This window comes from Vibrio sp. 14N.309.X.WAT.E.F5 (assembly GCF_030397615.1).
GTDB lineage: Bacteria > Pseudomonadota > Gammaproteobacteria > Enterobacterales > Vibrionaceae > Vibrio > Vibrio lentus.
Genome location: NZ_JAPNXR010000026.1, coordinates 54,915 through 69,569, shown reverse-complemented (window position 1 = coordinate 69,569; position 14,655 = coordinate 54,915). Strand labels below are relative to the sequence as shown.

General features: G+C 44.5%; 11 protein-coding genes. 7 read left to right on the top strand and 4 right to left on the bottom strand.

Annotated features, from left to right (window positions below):
* Positions 1-344 (top strand): DM13 domain-containing protein (locus OW495_RS21205; protein WP_289888204.1); only part of this gene is annotated, 344 nt, incomplete at its 5' end.
* A 137-nt stretch (positions 345-481) separates the two neighbouring features.
* Positions 482-1,324, top strand: a complete 843-nt coding sequence (locus tag OW495_RS21200; RefSeq protein WP_289888203.1) for a mechanosensitive ion channel family protein — start codon at positions 482-484, stop codon at positions 1,322-1,324.
* A gap of 149 nt (positions 1,325-1,473) precedes the next feature.
* On the opposite strand, the gene OW495_RS21195 is transcribed toward OW495_RS21200, so the two are convergent.
* A complete protein-coding gene (locus OW495_RS21195) occupies positions 1,474-1,917 on the bottom strand; it encodes a cytidine/deoxycytidylate deaminase family protein (RefSeq protein WP_004731749.1) in 444 nt (147 codons plus the stop codon).
* A 259-nt stretch (positions 1,918-2,176) separates the two neighbouring features.
* Here OW495_RS21195 and OW495_RS21190 point away from each other — a divergent pair, with 259 nt between their 5' ends.
* From OW495_RS21190 to OW495_RS21180, 3 genes are all read left to right on the top strand, one after another.
* Complete coding sequence (locus tag OW495_RS21190) at positions 2,177-3,313, top strand: efflux RND transporter periplasmic adaptor subunit (RefSeq protein WP_065111385.1); 1,137 nt, start codon at positions 2,177-2,179, stop codon at positions 3,311-3,313.
* Between the two features lie 11 nt (positions 3,314-3,324).
* Positions 3,325-6,477 (top strand): efflux RND transporter permease subunit, encoded by a 3,153-nt coding sequence (locus OW495_RS21185; RefSeq protein ID WP_289888202.1) that lies wholly within the window; start codon positions 3,325-3,327, stop codon positions 6,475-6,477.
* Between the two features lie 339 nt (positions 6,478-6,816).
* Complete coding sequence (locus tag OW495_RS21180) at positions 6,817-7,503, top strand: MaoC family dehydratase (protein WP_065111383.1); 687 nt, start codon at positions 6,817-6,819, stop codon at positions 7,501-7,503.
* 161 nt (positions 7,504-7,664) lie between these two features.
* On the opposite strand, the gene OW495_RS21175 is transcribed toward OW495_RS21180, so the two are convergent.
* On the bottom strand, positions 7,665-8,480 hold the full coding sequence (locus tag OW495_RS21175; RefSeq protein WP_065104576.1) for a phosphate ABC transporter substrate-binding protein: 816 nt from the start codon (positions 8,478-8,480) through the stop codon (positions 7,665-7,667).
* A gap of 266 nt (positions 8,481-8,746) precedes the next feature.
* Here OW495_RS21175 and OW495_RS21170 point away from each other — a divergent pair, with 266 nt between their 5' ends.
* Positions 8,747-9,109 carry a DUF3024 domain-containing protein gene (locus tag OW495_RS21170; protein ID WP_065111382.1) on the top strand — a complete coding sequence of 121 codons (363 nt, stop codon included), beginning with the start codon at positions 8,747-8,749 and terminating at the stop codon, positions 9,107-9,109.
* Positions 9,110-9,206: 97 nt separating this feature from the next.
* Here the strand turns inward: OW495_RS21170 and OW495_RS21165 are convergent, their stop codons facing one another.
* Positions 9,207-10,037 carry an AraC family transcriptional regulator gene (locus OW495_RS21165; RefSeq protein ID WP_289888193.1) on the bottom strand — a complete coding sequence of 277 codons (831 nt, stop codon included), beginning with the start codon at positions 10,035-10,037 and terminating at the stop codon, positions 9,207-9,209.
* 118 nt (positions 10,038-10,155) lie between these two features.
* The gene (gene rnb, locus OW495_RS21160; protein ID WP_102363050.1) at positions 10,156-12,162 is read right to left on the bottom strand and encodes an exoribonuclease II; all 2,007 of its coding nucleotides are present in this window, start codon (positions 12,160-12,162) and stop codon (positions 10,156-10,158) included.
* A 308-nt stretch (positions 12,163-12,470) separates the two neighbouring features.
* Between rnb and OW495_RS21155 the strand changes: the two genes are divergently transcribed.
* The gene (locus OW495_RS21155; protein WP_017109079.1) at positions 12,471-14,549 is read left to right on the top strand and encodes a DEAD/DEAH box helicase; all 2,079 of its coding nucleotides are present in this window, start codon (positions 12,471-12,473) and stop codon (positions 14,547-14,549) included.
* Positions 14,550-14,655 lie beyond the last annotated feature (106 nt).

Here is a 14,655-nt window from a genome sequence, read left to right as displayed (position 1 = left end):
TGTGTATAAGAGACAGCTACACAGGCGAGTTCACTAAAGACCGACAAGACAGTGACTTTTTGCATTGGGGAGAAGGCATCGTTTCTGTTTCTGAAAGTGCGATAGCTTTTGAAGGTGAACTGGCACCGGGGCCTGATTACAAAGTTTACCTCTCGCCTAAGTTTATTGAAACCGAACAGGCATTCAATGACAGCAAGAGCGAGTTACTGAGAGTCGGAGATGTGAAAACATTCGACCGATTTATGGTTGAGCTGCCTGAAGGTACTGATCTTAATCGATTTAATACGGTTGTGATTTGGTGTGAAACTTTTGGTCAATTTATTACTTCTGCCAAGATAAAATGATAGCCTTACCAATGGCTAATACCAGAATGAACATGAGCGCTCCGGAGTTGAGTGCTTTTTCATTGCACTGATATTAGCGGCTTTCTTGTAAATCTAACCGTTGTAAAGCTAACTGTTGTAATGCTAAGGATTAAGTAATGGAAAAAGTGTGGCAAGTAATAGATTTCTTACTCGCTAATAAGTTTATTTTTAGTGTGCTGATCATCTGCATTATATTAATAATCCGACGAATCACTTTGTCTCGAATCCGTGGTGATGTCGCTTTTCTTAGTGAAGACCAACGTAACTGGATGTCACGTACCAAAAACGGCACATTCGCGATTATTGTTGTGACGTTATTCGTGCTGTGGAAATCCGAAATCAGCGAATTTGCACTGTCTGTTACCGCTATTGCGGTTGCGATAGTCGTGGCTTCAAAAGAGATCATTCTCTGTTTTACTGGCTCTATTCAACGTGCGAGTTCTCGCTCATTTCGAATTGGTGATTGGATTGAGGTAGGGAAGATCAGCGGCGAGGTGATTGAGCACAACTTGATGGCGACTGTGATTCAAGAAATCGATTTGTATCACGGGCAATACCACTTCACTGGCAAGACCGCCACGCTGCCTAATAGCATGTTCTTCACTTATCCGGTAAAGAACCTCAACTTCATGAAGCGTTATGTCTACCACAACTTTTTTGTGACGGTAAAAGACTTTGTAAACCTATACCCAATGATCCCGGATCTCATCGTGAAAATTGAAGAGCATTGTGAAGAGTTTATCGATGTTGCCCGTCGTTACAATGGTGTGATTGAGAAGCACGCTGGCGTTGACCTTCCTGGCTCTGAACCGCACATTCATATCACGAGCAGCTCAACGGGTGAGCAAGAAGTCCACTTTATGATCTTCTGCCCGACAGAGAAAGCGATTCATCTTGAACAGGATATCCGTAAGGATTTCATGGAAGCTTACGCTCTGGCATTCCCAACCAACGCTTAATTTACTCATCAGTTTATTGCGACCAAGCCACAGCGTCCAAACTATAGTGTCCAAACTATAGCGCCCGAAAAAAGAAAGCCGAGAGCGATAATATCGACTCTCGGCTTTTTTGTATTTGAGATCTAGACCTTGAGACCTCGCGTTAGAGATTAATCCAAGTCAGCGAGTGGCAACCAGTCTACTTCTACGCCAGCTTGCTCAAACATATCTTGGCTTATCTTGATCTTATCTCCCCAACGAGAAAGGAAATCTTCACTTTGCTCTGGGCAATGTACCGCTGAAATCCCAGTTTGGATGATTTTTGCTGCACAGTTCGGACAAGGGAAGTGAGTGACCCAAACTTCACAACTGTCTAAATCACGTTTAGCAAACAAGATTGCATTTTCTTCAGCGTGAAGTGTCTTTAGGTATTTCATCTCGCGATCGTCAGTATCAGCACTATCAGACACGCCATGTGGGTAGCCATTAAAACCAACCGAGACAATACGGTTGTGCTTCGTGATTACGGCACCGACTTGAGTTGAAGGATCTTTACTCCAAGAACCGACCAATTCCGCCATTTGATAGAAACGCTTAGCCCATTTTGAAATCATGAGAATTCCTTAACAATTAAATGTGAATGCTTATCTGCCCGACAATACATTATGTTAGACAATATCCATAGAGAACAAAAGCTGAGAGGTTGATTTACCTAGAGATTGTAACGTGTTTGTAACCACTTTATAAGCACTTGGTTTCAATTAACATATTGATACACTTTGGCTAGTTATAATTGATATTCCTCGGACAATGGTAACGGGTGTGTTACGTAAATTTTATACTGTTCAAATACTAATAAGTGACGGTATAACCATGCGTAAAAAGTTGATCCTTACGGCTCTTGCAAGCTCTCTTATTCTTGCTGGATGTGGGCAAGATGCTCAAAATGCCAAGCAAGCGCCTCTACCTCTCGTAGCTGTACAGGATGTTAGCGTTGTTTCTCACCAGCAAAGTAAGTCGTACATCGGTCGTATTGAAGCCGTTGAAGACACGGCTATCACAGCGCAGGTTTCGGGCTATCTACAAAGCCGTCATTTCAATGAAGGTCAAATGGTCGAAAAGGGCCAATTGCTTTACTCGATCGAGCCATCTTCTTTTGAAGCTGAAGTCGCAAGCGCAAAAGCGTCTGTTGCTCAAGCGAATGCAAACCTTAAAAAAGCCGAACTTGATTTCAACCGTGGTAAGAATCTACTTCCTAAAGGCAGTATTTCTCAATCGGAATTTGATGCACTGACGGCAAACCTATTAGGCTCTCAAGCACAGCTTGAAGCAAGCCAAGCTCAGTTAAATGCCGCGAATGTCCAGCTTTCACATACTCAGATCGTAGCGCCTTTCTCTGGAAGAATCAGCGACACCAAAGTGAGCACAGGTGACCTAGTTTCACCGTCTTCAGGTGTACTGACTACATTGGTTAGCCTTGACCCAATTCATGCTTCATTCAGCATCAGTGAGCGTGAACGTATCGAGTTAGGTATGGATCGCATTGAAGGCGATGGCAGCAGCGATTCTGCGGGTGTTGAAGTTCAGATCATGCTTGAGAATGGTGAAGCGTTCGAACACCTAGGTCAGCTTGATTTCTTGGGCAACCGAATCAACCTAAATACTGGCACGATTGCGATGCGTGCTATTGCCGATAACCCAGAACAGCAATTGTTGCCGGGGCAACATGTTCGTGTTGACTTGCGTGAGAAGCAATCTATCGACGTAGTTACTATTCCTCGCCGTGCGGTTCAAACCGATCTAGAAGGTGATTTTGTGATGGTGCTGGTGGAAGGTGAGGCTGCCCCAGTAGCTGAACGTAGAAACATCGAGATGGGCCGACAAGTTGAAGGTGGTGTGATTGTTCACTCTGGATTAGAGCAGGACGACGCGGTGATCACTCAAGGCTTACAGCGTGTGCGTAATGGTATGTCTGTTCGCATTCAACCTACTGCTGAACAAGCTGAGTAAGGGGCTTATTTATGTTGAGTCGTTTCTTTATTCAAAGGCCTAAGTTTGCCCTTGTAATATCCATAATCTTAACATTGGCGGGTGCGATCTCTCTCGCTATCTTGCCAGTGGCGGAATATCCAAAAATTAGTCCGCCTTCGGTTAGTGTTACAGCGTTCTATACAGGTGCAAGTGCTGAAGTAGTAGAACAGGCGATAGCCGACCCCATAGAAACGTCGGTTAACGGCGTTGAAGATATGATCTACATGTCTTCTAAGAGTGCTAATGATGGTTCATACAACCTTAACGTGACCTTTGATGTTGGTACTGATGCTGATATGGCTCAGGTCAACGTTCAGAACCGAGTTGCTCAAATCGAATCAAAGCTTCCTCAAGAAGTTAGAATGGTGGGCGTCACCGTTAAAAAGCGTTCACCTGACCTTTTGATGGTATTGAACTTCTATTCGCCAAACGGTGAATACGACGATCAATTCTTGATCAACTACGTGAACTTAAACATTAAAGACCAATTGGCTCGTGTAAAGGGCATTAGTGAAGTTAACGTTTTGGGTGGTGGTGAATACGCGATGCGTGTTTGGTTAGATCCTGAGAAAATGGCTAACCTGAATATAACCACCTCTGACGTGAATCGCGCGTTGGCGGAGCAGAACGTTCAAGTCGCTGCAGGCCGTATTGGAGCCGCGCCTTATAATGACGCGCAAGAAGTGCAGTTCAACTTGGTAACAAAAGGCCGACTAGAAACGGCTGACGAGTTTGAAAATGTTGTGCTTCGTGCAAATCAAGACGGTTCAACGGTTTACCTAAAAGACATTGCACGCGTTGAGCTTGGTAAAAAGTTCTACGATGGTAATGGTAAATACCGTGGTCAAGATGCTTCAATCGTAACGCTGTCACTTCAGTCAGACGCTAACGCACTGGAAAGTGGTAAAGCGGTAATGGCGATGCTAGACAATCTAAGCAAAAACTTCCCTGAAGGCGTTGCTTATGAGGCGAGTTATGACACCACACTCTTCGTTGCAGAGTCGATCAAAGGCGTAGTCAAAACACTTATCGAAGCAATTTTGCTGGTTATCGCGGTAACGTACCTGTTCTTAGGTAGTGCGCGTGCGACCTTGATTCCGGTGGTGGCGATTCCTGTATCTTTGATTGGTACTTTTGCGATTATGCAGATGACAGGCTTTACCATCAACACGGTAACCCTGTTTGGTTTGATATTGGCGATTGGTATCGTAGTAGATGATGCGATCTTGGTTATCGAGAACGTAGATACCACGATGGCCAAAGACCCAACGATCTCACCGCGTAAAGCAACATTGATCGCGATGAAAGAAGTAACGGGTCCAATTGTGACATCTACATTGGTACTACTTGCCGTGTTTATCCCTGTAGCGATGCTTCCGGGTATTACAGGCATCATGTATCGCCAGTTTGCTCTAACTATCTGTATCGCGGTTGTTATCTCGTCAATTAACGCACTGACCTTGTCTCCGGCATTATGTTCATTGGTTCTTAAACAGGGTGGTGGTAACACAGCACGTTGGTACCAAGCGTTTAACCGTGGTCTTGAATCTGTCACCAACAAATACGGTCAAATTGCAGGCTTCCTTGTGAAAAAGGGCGTTTTGCTATTTACCTTCTTTGTAGTCGCGCTAGCAGCAGTAACTTACTTTGCGAAAACCACGTCTACGGCGTTTGTACCTCAAGAAGATAAAGGTATCTTGCTGGTTAACGTTCAACTTCCTGACGCAGCATCACTGTCTCGTACAGAAGATGTGACAAAGCAATTGTTAGAGATGGTTGAGCAAGAGCCGGGCGTTGATGGTGTGACACTGGTTAACGGCTACGCATTCATGACGGGCGCTTCTGCTTCGAATGGCGCGTCGCTGTTTATAAAGCTGCATGATTGGGATATGCGTAACGCACTGGATGGTCAACATTCCGCACAAGCTATCTCGCAACGTATTAATGGTCGAGCAGCCACTGAACTGCCTCAGGCGATTGTATTTGCGATGGGACCTCCAGCCGTTCCGGGTATGGGTGCTGCTTCTGGTTTCGAATTTGTTCTTGAAGATACATTAGGCCGTAGCCGAACTGATCTGGCGATGGTAATGAATGACGTGATTGCTGAGGCGAACAAACAGCCTGAGATTGCACACACGTTCAGTACTTTCCGTGCCAACGTTCCTCACTACTATATCGATATCGACCGTGAGAAAGCGCAGCAATTAGGCATTCCGTTGTCGGAAATATTCCAAACGCTACAAGGTAATCTTGGTTCACTGTACGTGAATGATTTCACCATGTTTGGTAAGAACTTCCGCGTGACCATGCAAGCTGACAGTGAACACCGTAGCAGCATGGATGATCTCCAACGATTTCACGTACGTTCGTCTAATGGCGAGATGATCCCGTTAAGCACATTGGTGACTTACGATCAGATCTTTGAACCAGATGTGGCGTGGCGTTACAACATGTACCGCAGTGCAGTAATCCAAGGCCAACCAGCGCCGGGTTACTCAAGTGGTGATGCAATTGCAGCGATGGAACGTGTCGCAGCTGACGTGCTGCCTCAAGGCTACCAGTACGAATGGACAGGCATGGCTTACCAAGAAGTACTAGCAGGTAACCAAGCGATCTTTGCTTTTGCACTGGCTCTGATCTTCATCTATCTGTTCATGGTGGCGCAGTACGAGAGTTGGACAATCCCTATAGCGATTATATTAGTGGTACCTGTCGCGACCTTAGGTTCCTTCTTAGCTCTGAACCTAACTGGAACGCCGCTTAACCTCTATGCGCAAATTGGCTTAGTACTCTTGATAGCATTAGCCGCGAAGAACGCAATCTTGATTGTGGAGTTCGCGAAAGTTGAGCGTGAAGAGAAAGATGCATCAATCGAAGATGCGGCAGTGAAGGGCGGTACGCTGCGTTTCCGTGCTGTGAACATGACCTCTTGGTCGTTCATCTTAGGTATCTTCCCGCTTATCTTCGCAGCGGGTGCTGGTCACGTGAGTCAGAACTCGTTGGGTATTTCACTGATCGGTGGTCTGTTATGTGTGTTGTTAGCGGGTACGTTCCTAATCCCAGGCTTCTATGCATTCGTGCAACGTAAGCGTGAGAAGGCACACGGTGGTAATACTAAGTTGATTCCACTCGACGATGAGTAAAGGAACTTTTTACTCATAGGGACTATTTTCTTGTAAAAATCGTTTCCTTATAAAAACCATTCCCTTACGAAAAATAAGGCTTAGTGTGATGCTAAGCCTTATTTTTATTCCAATCATGAATGAAAAAAGTCGTTTATATAATCAAATGTTCATTGTGTGATGGAGTTAACACTCTAAAAGTAGGTGTCTAATAAAATGATGTTTTATTTTTAAGTGATTGATATTTAATTGTAAATGGTGGTTCAGCTAACGTTTGTACGCTCGAAAACATTTGCACAATAGTGTGAAGTGTTTCAAAATTAACACGTTATATTGAAATTTTTGTGCACTGAGGTTCTTATGAAGGTCATTGATTTATTTAAACACCGAGGCGATAGCGTTTCTTCGCAACACTCTGAGTTTATGCAATGGATGTCTCCAGCTCTTAGAGAGTATTGGGGCGACTTCCTGAACCGCACGCAAAATAGTCATTTCTTCGCATGGGTTCGTGATCACCACCAACCTGCAGTTAATGAAGATGCACCAGTTATGCCGATCGAGAAGCCGATCGAAATTAAGCCTGAAGCACAACTTGTGTTGAATGAGCTTAATCAGCAGATCGGTGAAGTTATTCATACTGGCGATTGGATTAATGTAAGTCAAGAGCGCATTAACCAGTTTGGTTTAGTGACTGAAGATATGCAGTGGATCCATACTGAGCCTTCTAAGGCAGAAACGGATTCACCTTTTAAAACGACTATCGCACATGGCTTTTTGACCTTGTCTCTTCTTCCAAGATTGACTGACAGTGTTGATCCAGATAAATCTCAATTCCCAACAGCTAAAATGGTTGTGAACATTGGTCTTAACCAAGTTCGTTTTCCTTACCCGGTTAAGTCTGGCAGTAACGTTCGCGCTAAGAGCACGTTGACAAAAGTAACGCCAATCAAAAAGGGTTTAGAGATTGAACGCGAAATCCGCGTAGAAATCGAAGGGGTTCGTCGCCCTGGTGCAGTGATTGTGTCGGTGATTCAACTTCACTTCTAGTACTTTGCTTTAAGAGAAATTATTCTTAGACGAAGATTATAGATTCCAAAAAAAGAGAGAGCTAAATGCTCTCTCTTTTTGTTTGTGTCATATCAAATAGACATCACAGCATTACTAACGTAACTAATAGCTCAATAGCTCAATAGCTCAAAAGCTCTTTGCTACTTAATGCGTGTATAGCCGTATTCTTCGATAAGATCTTGCCCTTGCTTTGACTTCACGAACTTAATGAAATCTTTGCTTTCATCAGAAACTGCGTCTGTTTTGTGCAGTAACAAAAATGGACGAGCCAGTTCATAGCTGTGGTTAGCAATGTTCTTTGATGTCGGCTCGACGCCTTCAAATGTGATTGCCTTAATCGAACGATCGACAGAGCCAACAGAGATAAAGCCAATAGCGTGTGGGTTATGGTTAACGATTGTTTTTACCATGCTGTTGCTGTTTACAACCAAGTTATTTGGATTGATGTCAGACACTCGACGGTCATTAATGATCTTCGTTAGACCAAGTAAGCTTTCGAAGCTGTAGCGTGAACCAGAAGAAGCTTCACGAGTTACGACCGCGATAGGTTGGTCGGCACCACCCACTTCCTTCCAATTCGTTACCTTACCTTTGTAGATATCGAATAGCTGTTCACGAGTGATGTTATTCACGGCGTTCGAACGATTGGTTACGACTGCTAGGCCGTCAAAGGCAATTGGGAATACCTGTAACTCTTCGCTCTGTTCACGGTTGGTTAAGTAACGTGAGCTCATACCCACGTCAGCGACACCTTTATTCACCATGGTAATGCCAGCGGTAGAGCCTATGCCCTGAACTGCAATGTAATTATCAGGATGAGTCTTGTTGTACTCCTCTGCTAATACATCCATCACTCGAGCAACAGAAGTGGAGCCCGAAATATTGGTTTCTTGTGCATAAGCAGCATGAGAAGAAAGGGCTAAGGATAAAAGAGAGGCAAGCGCGACTCGTAACATAAACAACTCCTAGTTAATAACATTTGTCGCATATGATAGGTCGGTTATATGACACTTTTGTGAAAATTCATATTCGTGATTTAGTGTCCGGAATCTTTAAACCAATACCGCTAACGTTGGTTCATGAGCGCGGGACGGCTTTACGAAAGAAGAGCGGATATGAGAGCGCGGTGGGTATTTTGTTTGCCCTTGTTCGCTAAAGTGTTTGTTGAGTCCTAAGCTAATTAGAGACTGATTGAAATTTCTATTAAATTAGAAGGGGTGTTATGTCCGTCATTCATATAGAACTTAACCGGCTTTTAATTGGGGCTGAAAAGCTCTGTACTTCTCGAAATCGCAGTTTACCTGTCGAGCTAGGTAAATCCTTATATGAAGAGTGTGAGGGTGGTGTCTTGTTCTCTCAGGCCCACTATTTGCTCGACTCATCCCATAGTGATTATACAAACGAAATCGCCTGCGTTACTTTTGATGAGTCGTTGACGTGTTGGCTGGTTATGGTGCCGCTTGAAACCGAAGTCAGCACCGATTCCATTCATTGGGGACCTTATCCCTACCTTCCTAAATCTAAGGATCTTGATGCTATTTTGTCTGAAATAGAAAAAGATCCTAAGTCTTATTTTTGGTCTTAGTTAACGCAGTGGTCTTAGGTCATCCACCTATCTAGTTGGTTTCAACCTCGACCACCTCTTTGTTAAATCAAGGTTGTTAAACTTTTAACCATACTACTTAAGTTTTGAAACGAGTTTGGGGTTGCTGAGCTTGAGCAATCAGTGATCTAAAGTCTTTTGGTGTCTTGCCATGATACGTCTTAAAGGCGGTGCTGAAGTGCGCTGCACTCTTAAAGCCAGACTCATAAGCGATCTGTGTGATCGATTTAGCGGATGTTCTGAGTTGGGTGGCGGCATGAGCAATACGTTTGATTTTCAAAAGGTTTGAAAAAGAAAGGTCTTCAGCGGATAGACGTCGCTTCAATGTCGCAGGAGACATGCCCATGTAACTGGCTAACGTGTCTAACGAAATATTGTTTTCGATGTTTTGTTCTATGTAGTGGATAACTTTCTGCGTGACGGTAAGTCTTGCAGCTCGAGCAATGATCACGAGTAGAGCTGGGTGCTTCTCAACCATCAAAGAAAGCAGAGCTAAGCCCAGTTGCGTGAGTGCGTAGTCATTTTTAGGAGAAGAATCAGCGAGAGACATAGTTAGCTCTTTCAGCTCACGTATTTGGATGTCAGCTCGGTCGAACTTGATGTATTCCTGAGGGACGCGTAACGACTCAAGATCTCCAGACTGGTTGATGAATTTTTGGAATATCGATAAATCGAAGTCTAAGCACGTTGCGCTGAATTCACCGTTTTCAGTATTAACGTCGATGTCTTTAATTTGACCGGAGTTGTATAGCGTGAAATCGCCGGCTTGAAGTGAAGCTTCAGTACCATCAGGTAGGGTGAAAGAAATACTGCCTTTCGAAACGATGAAAATACCGTTTTTAGAGGCGGGGTAACGTTCCCGTTTCCTGGGAATAAAGTTTCTAAATTGAGTAACTGTTATCGATGACATAGTGCGCTTCTTTGACGTTGTAAACGAGTTGCTTATTGGTTTTAGTATTGTTTAAGCATGAGACATTTACAAAAAAGGCGCTAATAATTAGCGCCTTTAGAAGTAAACCTATCAGAAATTAGGCTTCGGTTTCGTTTGTTGTTTCAGGCTCGCTAGGCAAGTCCGCAAATACTTGTGTAGGTTTTGCTACCAAGTTACGGTTTTCCTGATTAACTTCTGAGAGAACTACTTCTAAAACGTCTCCCAGTTTGTATACCATTTCTTTATCGATAGATACAGTACCCATATCACCGTTGCACTCTATTCTTTCTTTATTATTAAGAATGAGAGAGCCCGGAATAAATGCAGCCGCACCATTTTCAAGTAGACGTACACGCATACCAGCACGGTTAATGTCGAAGATCTCTGCTTGGAAACGAGTTTCTTCAACTGGAGCGTTCGCTAGAGTACGAGCATACAACCAATCACCAACGTTACGTTCAGCCATACCGTGGTGACGACGGTGCAGGGCAAGTTCATCACCAATGGTTTCGTCTGGTGTTTGAATTGGCGCTTTACCTAAGATGTGTGCTTTAAGCATACGGTGGTTAATCATGTCACCGTACTTACGAATTGGAGATGTCCAAGTTGCGTAAATGTCTAATCCCATTGCGTAGTGCGGCGCAGGTTCATTGCTGATCTCGCTGTACGCTTGGAATTTACGAATACGGTTGTCGTAGTAGCTGTTGTCTAAAGAACCTAACCAACGACGCAGAGTAGCAAAACCTTCCAGAGAAACGATCTGCTCTTCTGTAAACGGCGTTTCGGCTTCTGGGTTAACCAGCTCCAGAACGTCTGTTAATTTCTCAGCTTTAAAACCAGAGTGACAGTTAAAGACACCTTGGTTAAAGCTCTCTTTTAATACTCGACCTGCACAGATGTTCGCGCTGATCATAGATTCTTCAACCAACTTGTTCGCACTGCGACGCATGTCTGCGTGGATAGCCACTACATCATTATCTTCGCTAAGCTCAAAGCGGTAGTCAGGGCGGTCTGGGAACACAACCGCATTTGCTGAACGCCACGCTGAACGTGCTTGAGCAAATTGATGAAGGTCAGAAACAATCGCAGCGATCTCTTCTGACGGTTGCCACTTCTCTGAGACGCCAGTTTCTAGCCAATCAGATACATTGTCGTAAGCAAGACGAGCGTGAGATTTGATATTGGCAGCGAAGAAGTTAATGTCATCACCGATAACGCCATCTTTAGATACCGTTACTGTGCAGCAAAGTGCAGGGCGAACTTCGTTCTCGATCAGTGAACATAAGTTGTCAGCCAGATCACGAGGCAGCATTGGAATGTTACGGCCAGGCAGGTAAATAGTGAAACCACGCTCACGAGCAACTTTATCCATCGCATCATCTGGAGAGATGTAAGCGGTAGGATCTGCAATCGCGATAGTCAGTTCAAAATCACCGTTCTCTTTCTTCTTCGCGTAAAGCGCATCATCCATATCTTTTGTGCTTTCACCATCAATGGTCACAAAAGGGATGTGTGTCATGTCGATACGTTCAAGATCGGCGTCGTCATTGATCTTCCAATCATCGATACCTTCAGGTTCGCTGTTAGGTAGGTCGTTTTGTGCCAGCGTTACCCACCAAGGTGCGATCTTGTCATCAGCATCTGTGATTTTCTCAGAGATTTGAGCCAAGAATCCGTTGTCACCTTTTAACGGGTGTTGAACGATATGAGCAACAACCCAGTCGCCTTCTTTTAGCGTTTCAGGGTTTAGACCCTTCTTTGCTTTCGCTTTAAGTTGTAGCTTTTTCAGTTGCGGGTGATCAGGAACTACGTTCAAACGACCTTTAAACAACTTCACTCGAGCAATAAAACGAGTAAGACCCTGTTCAATCAATTCCTCAGGCTCTGCTACTTCGCGATCTTTCTCGGTGCGAATGATGGCAATAACTTTGTCACCGTGCACACATTTCTTCATGTATGGCGGTGGGATAAAGAAACTGGTCTTGTTATCGACTTCGAGAAAACCAAACCCTTTTTCAGTGGCTTTGATTGTACCTTCCTTTTTAGGGAGGGTTTCTTGGATTTGCTGTTTGAGTTGAGCGAGTAGAGGATTATCTTGAAACATTTGACTTTTATCTATCGAGGACAATTGAGCACACTATAATCATTGCGAGGCTTGATTACTACTGAAAGGCGAAGTGAGCGTAAATTAATTGCCCTCTTATTTAACTAGGTCAATTTGCTCGAAGTTTGGTGCTGTGACGAGATATTCATCAAGTTTTGACGATATGATAGCCAGTATTGATGTAAAACCGAAAAATATGTGATGTATTTCAATTTTTTCTGGCTTTTTTTATGCATTTAGGGAATAATCCGCCTCCCTTAGACGTCCCTAATGGCTTGAAGTGTTTTATTACTGCTTCGTAACTCTGAATGGAATCAGTATCTGATTGGATCAGTATTGGAATTGATAGAGCTCCCGGGACCTTTTGTTTACTTATATATAGTGGGATCCCAATGTCCGAATCTGTAATTCAATTTAATGAATTAGCCCTTAACGATAACATTCTTTCAGCTCTTGATAGCATGGGTTTCGTTTCTCCGACTCCAATCCAAGCAGCAGCTATTCCTCTTCTTCTTGAAGGCCGTGACGCACTAGGTAAAGCACAGACTGGTACTGGTAAAACAGCAGCATTCTCTCTGCCTTTACTTAACAAAATCAACCTGAACCAACACAAACCACAAGCAATCATCATGGCTCCTACTCGTGAGCTAGCTATTCAAGTTGCTGCGGAAATCAAAAACTTAGGTCGTGACATCAACGGTCTTAAAGTTCTTGAAATCTACGGTGGTGCTTCAATTGTTGACCAAATGCGTGCTCTAAGCCGCGGTGCTCACATTGTTGTTGGTACTCCAGGTCGTGTTAAAGATTTACTAACTCGTGACCGTCTACACCTAGATGAAGCACATACATTTGTTCTTGATGAAGCAGATGAAATGCTAAAAATGGGCTTCGTAGATGACGTTACTTGGATCCTAGAGCAAGCGCCAGAATCTGCACAACGTGTACTTTTCTCTGCGACTATGCCTCCAATGGTTAAGACTATTGTTGACCGTTACCTACGTAACCCGGCTAAAGTTGACGTTGCTGGTACTAACCACACAGTTGACAAAGTAGCGCAAAACTACTGGGTTGTTAAAGGCGTAGAAAAAGACGAAGCAATGTCTCGTCTTCTTGAAACTGAAGAAACTGACGCGTCAATCGTATTCGTACGTACTCGTCAAGACACTGAGCGTCTAGCTGATTGGCTATCTGCACGTGGCTTTAAAGCTGCTGCACTGCACGGTGATATTCCTCAGTCTCTACGTGAGCGCACTGTTGATCACATCAAACAAGGTGTTATCGATATCCTAGTTGCAACTGACGTTGTAGCACGTGGTCTTGATGTTCCACGTATCACTCACGTATTTAACTACGACATCCCATTCGATGTTGAATCTTACATCCACCGTATTGGCCGTACTGGCCGTGCTGGACGTAAAGGTAAAGCGATCCTACTAGTTCGCACTAACCAAATCCGTATGCTTCGCACAATCGAGCGTGTAACTAAGTCTCAAATGGAAGAAATCCAACTTCCACAACGTGACGAAGTTGCTGCTGCACGTGTTGCTAAGCTTGGTGCTGAGCTTGAAACTGAGAAAGAGAGCAAAGCTCTAGAAAACTTCGCAGGTTTAATCTCTACACTACAAGAATCTCTAGAAGTTGATGCTGCTACTCTAGCTGCAATGCTTCTTAAGCGTCAGCAAGGTAAGAGCCCTCTATTCTACGTTGGCGAAGACCCAATGATCGCTGCTATTGAGCGTGATAAGAACCGTCGCAAAGAGCGTCGTGAAGACCGTGACAATGGTCGTGGCGATCGTAACTTCAATACGCAAGATTGGGATACGTACCAACTACAAGTTGGCCGTGAGCAAGGCGTTCAGGTTAAAGACATCGTTGGCGCACTAGCAAACGAACTTGGCCTAACTAAAGGTTCTATCGGTGCTATCAAGCTAGACCAAGGTTCTACTTACGTTCAACTGCCAAAGGCAATGAACTCTGAAACTGCTGGTAAGCTAAGCAAACTTCGCATTCGTCAAAAAGAAGCTGGCGCTGTAGTTGTTGATTTCAACGACTTCCGTGAGCCTCGTCGTGGCGGCGGCGGTCGTGATGGCAACCGTGGCGGTCGTGATGGCGGTCGTGGCGGTCGTGATGGCGGCGGCTACCGTGGTAACCGTGAAGGCGGTAATCGCGAAGGTGGTAACCGTGAAGGTGGTAATGGCGGTCGTGGTGGCTACCGTGGCAACCGTGACGGCGCACGTGATGGTAACTCAGCTGGCGGCCGTGATGGCGAACGTCGTTTCGACCGTAACCGTGGTGGCGATCACCGTGGTAACCACCGTGGCGAACGTGGCCATGGCAACGCAGCAGGCGGCAACCGTGGTCGTCGTCCAGAGCGCAGCGAAGGTTAATCAACCTTTAGTTTTAAGCTGAAGCTTACAAGCCAAGTGCTTATAGACGAATAGCTTAAACAGTGAATTTAAAAGCCGAGCATAATGCTCGGCTTTTTTGTGCCTG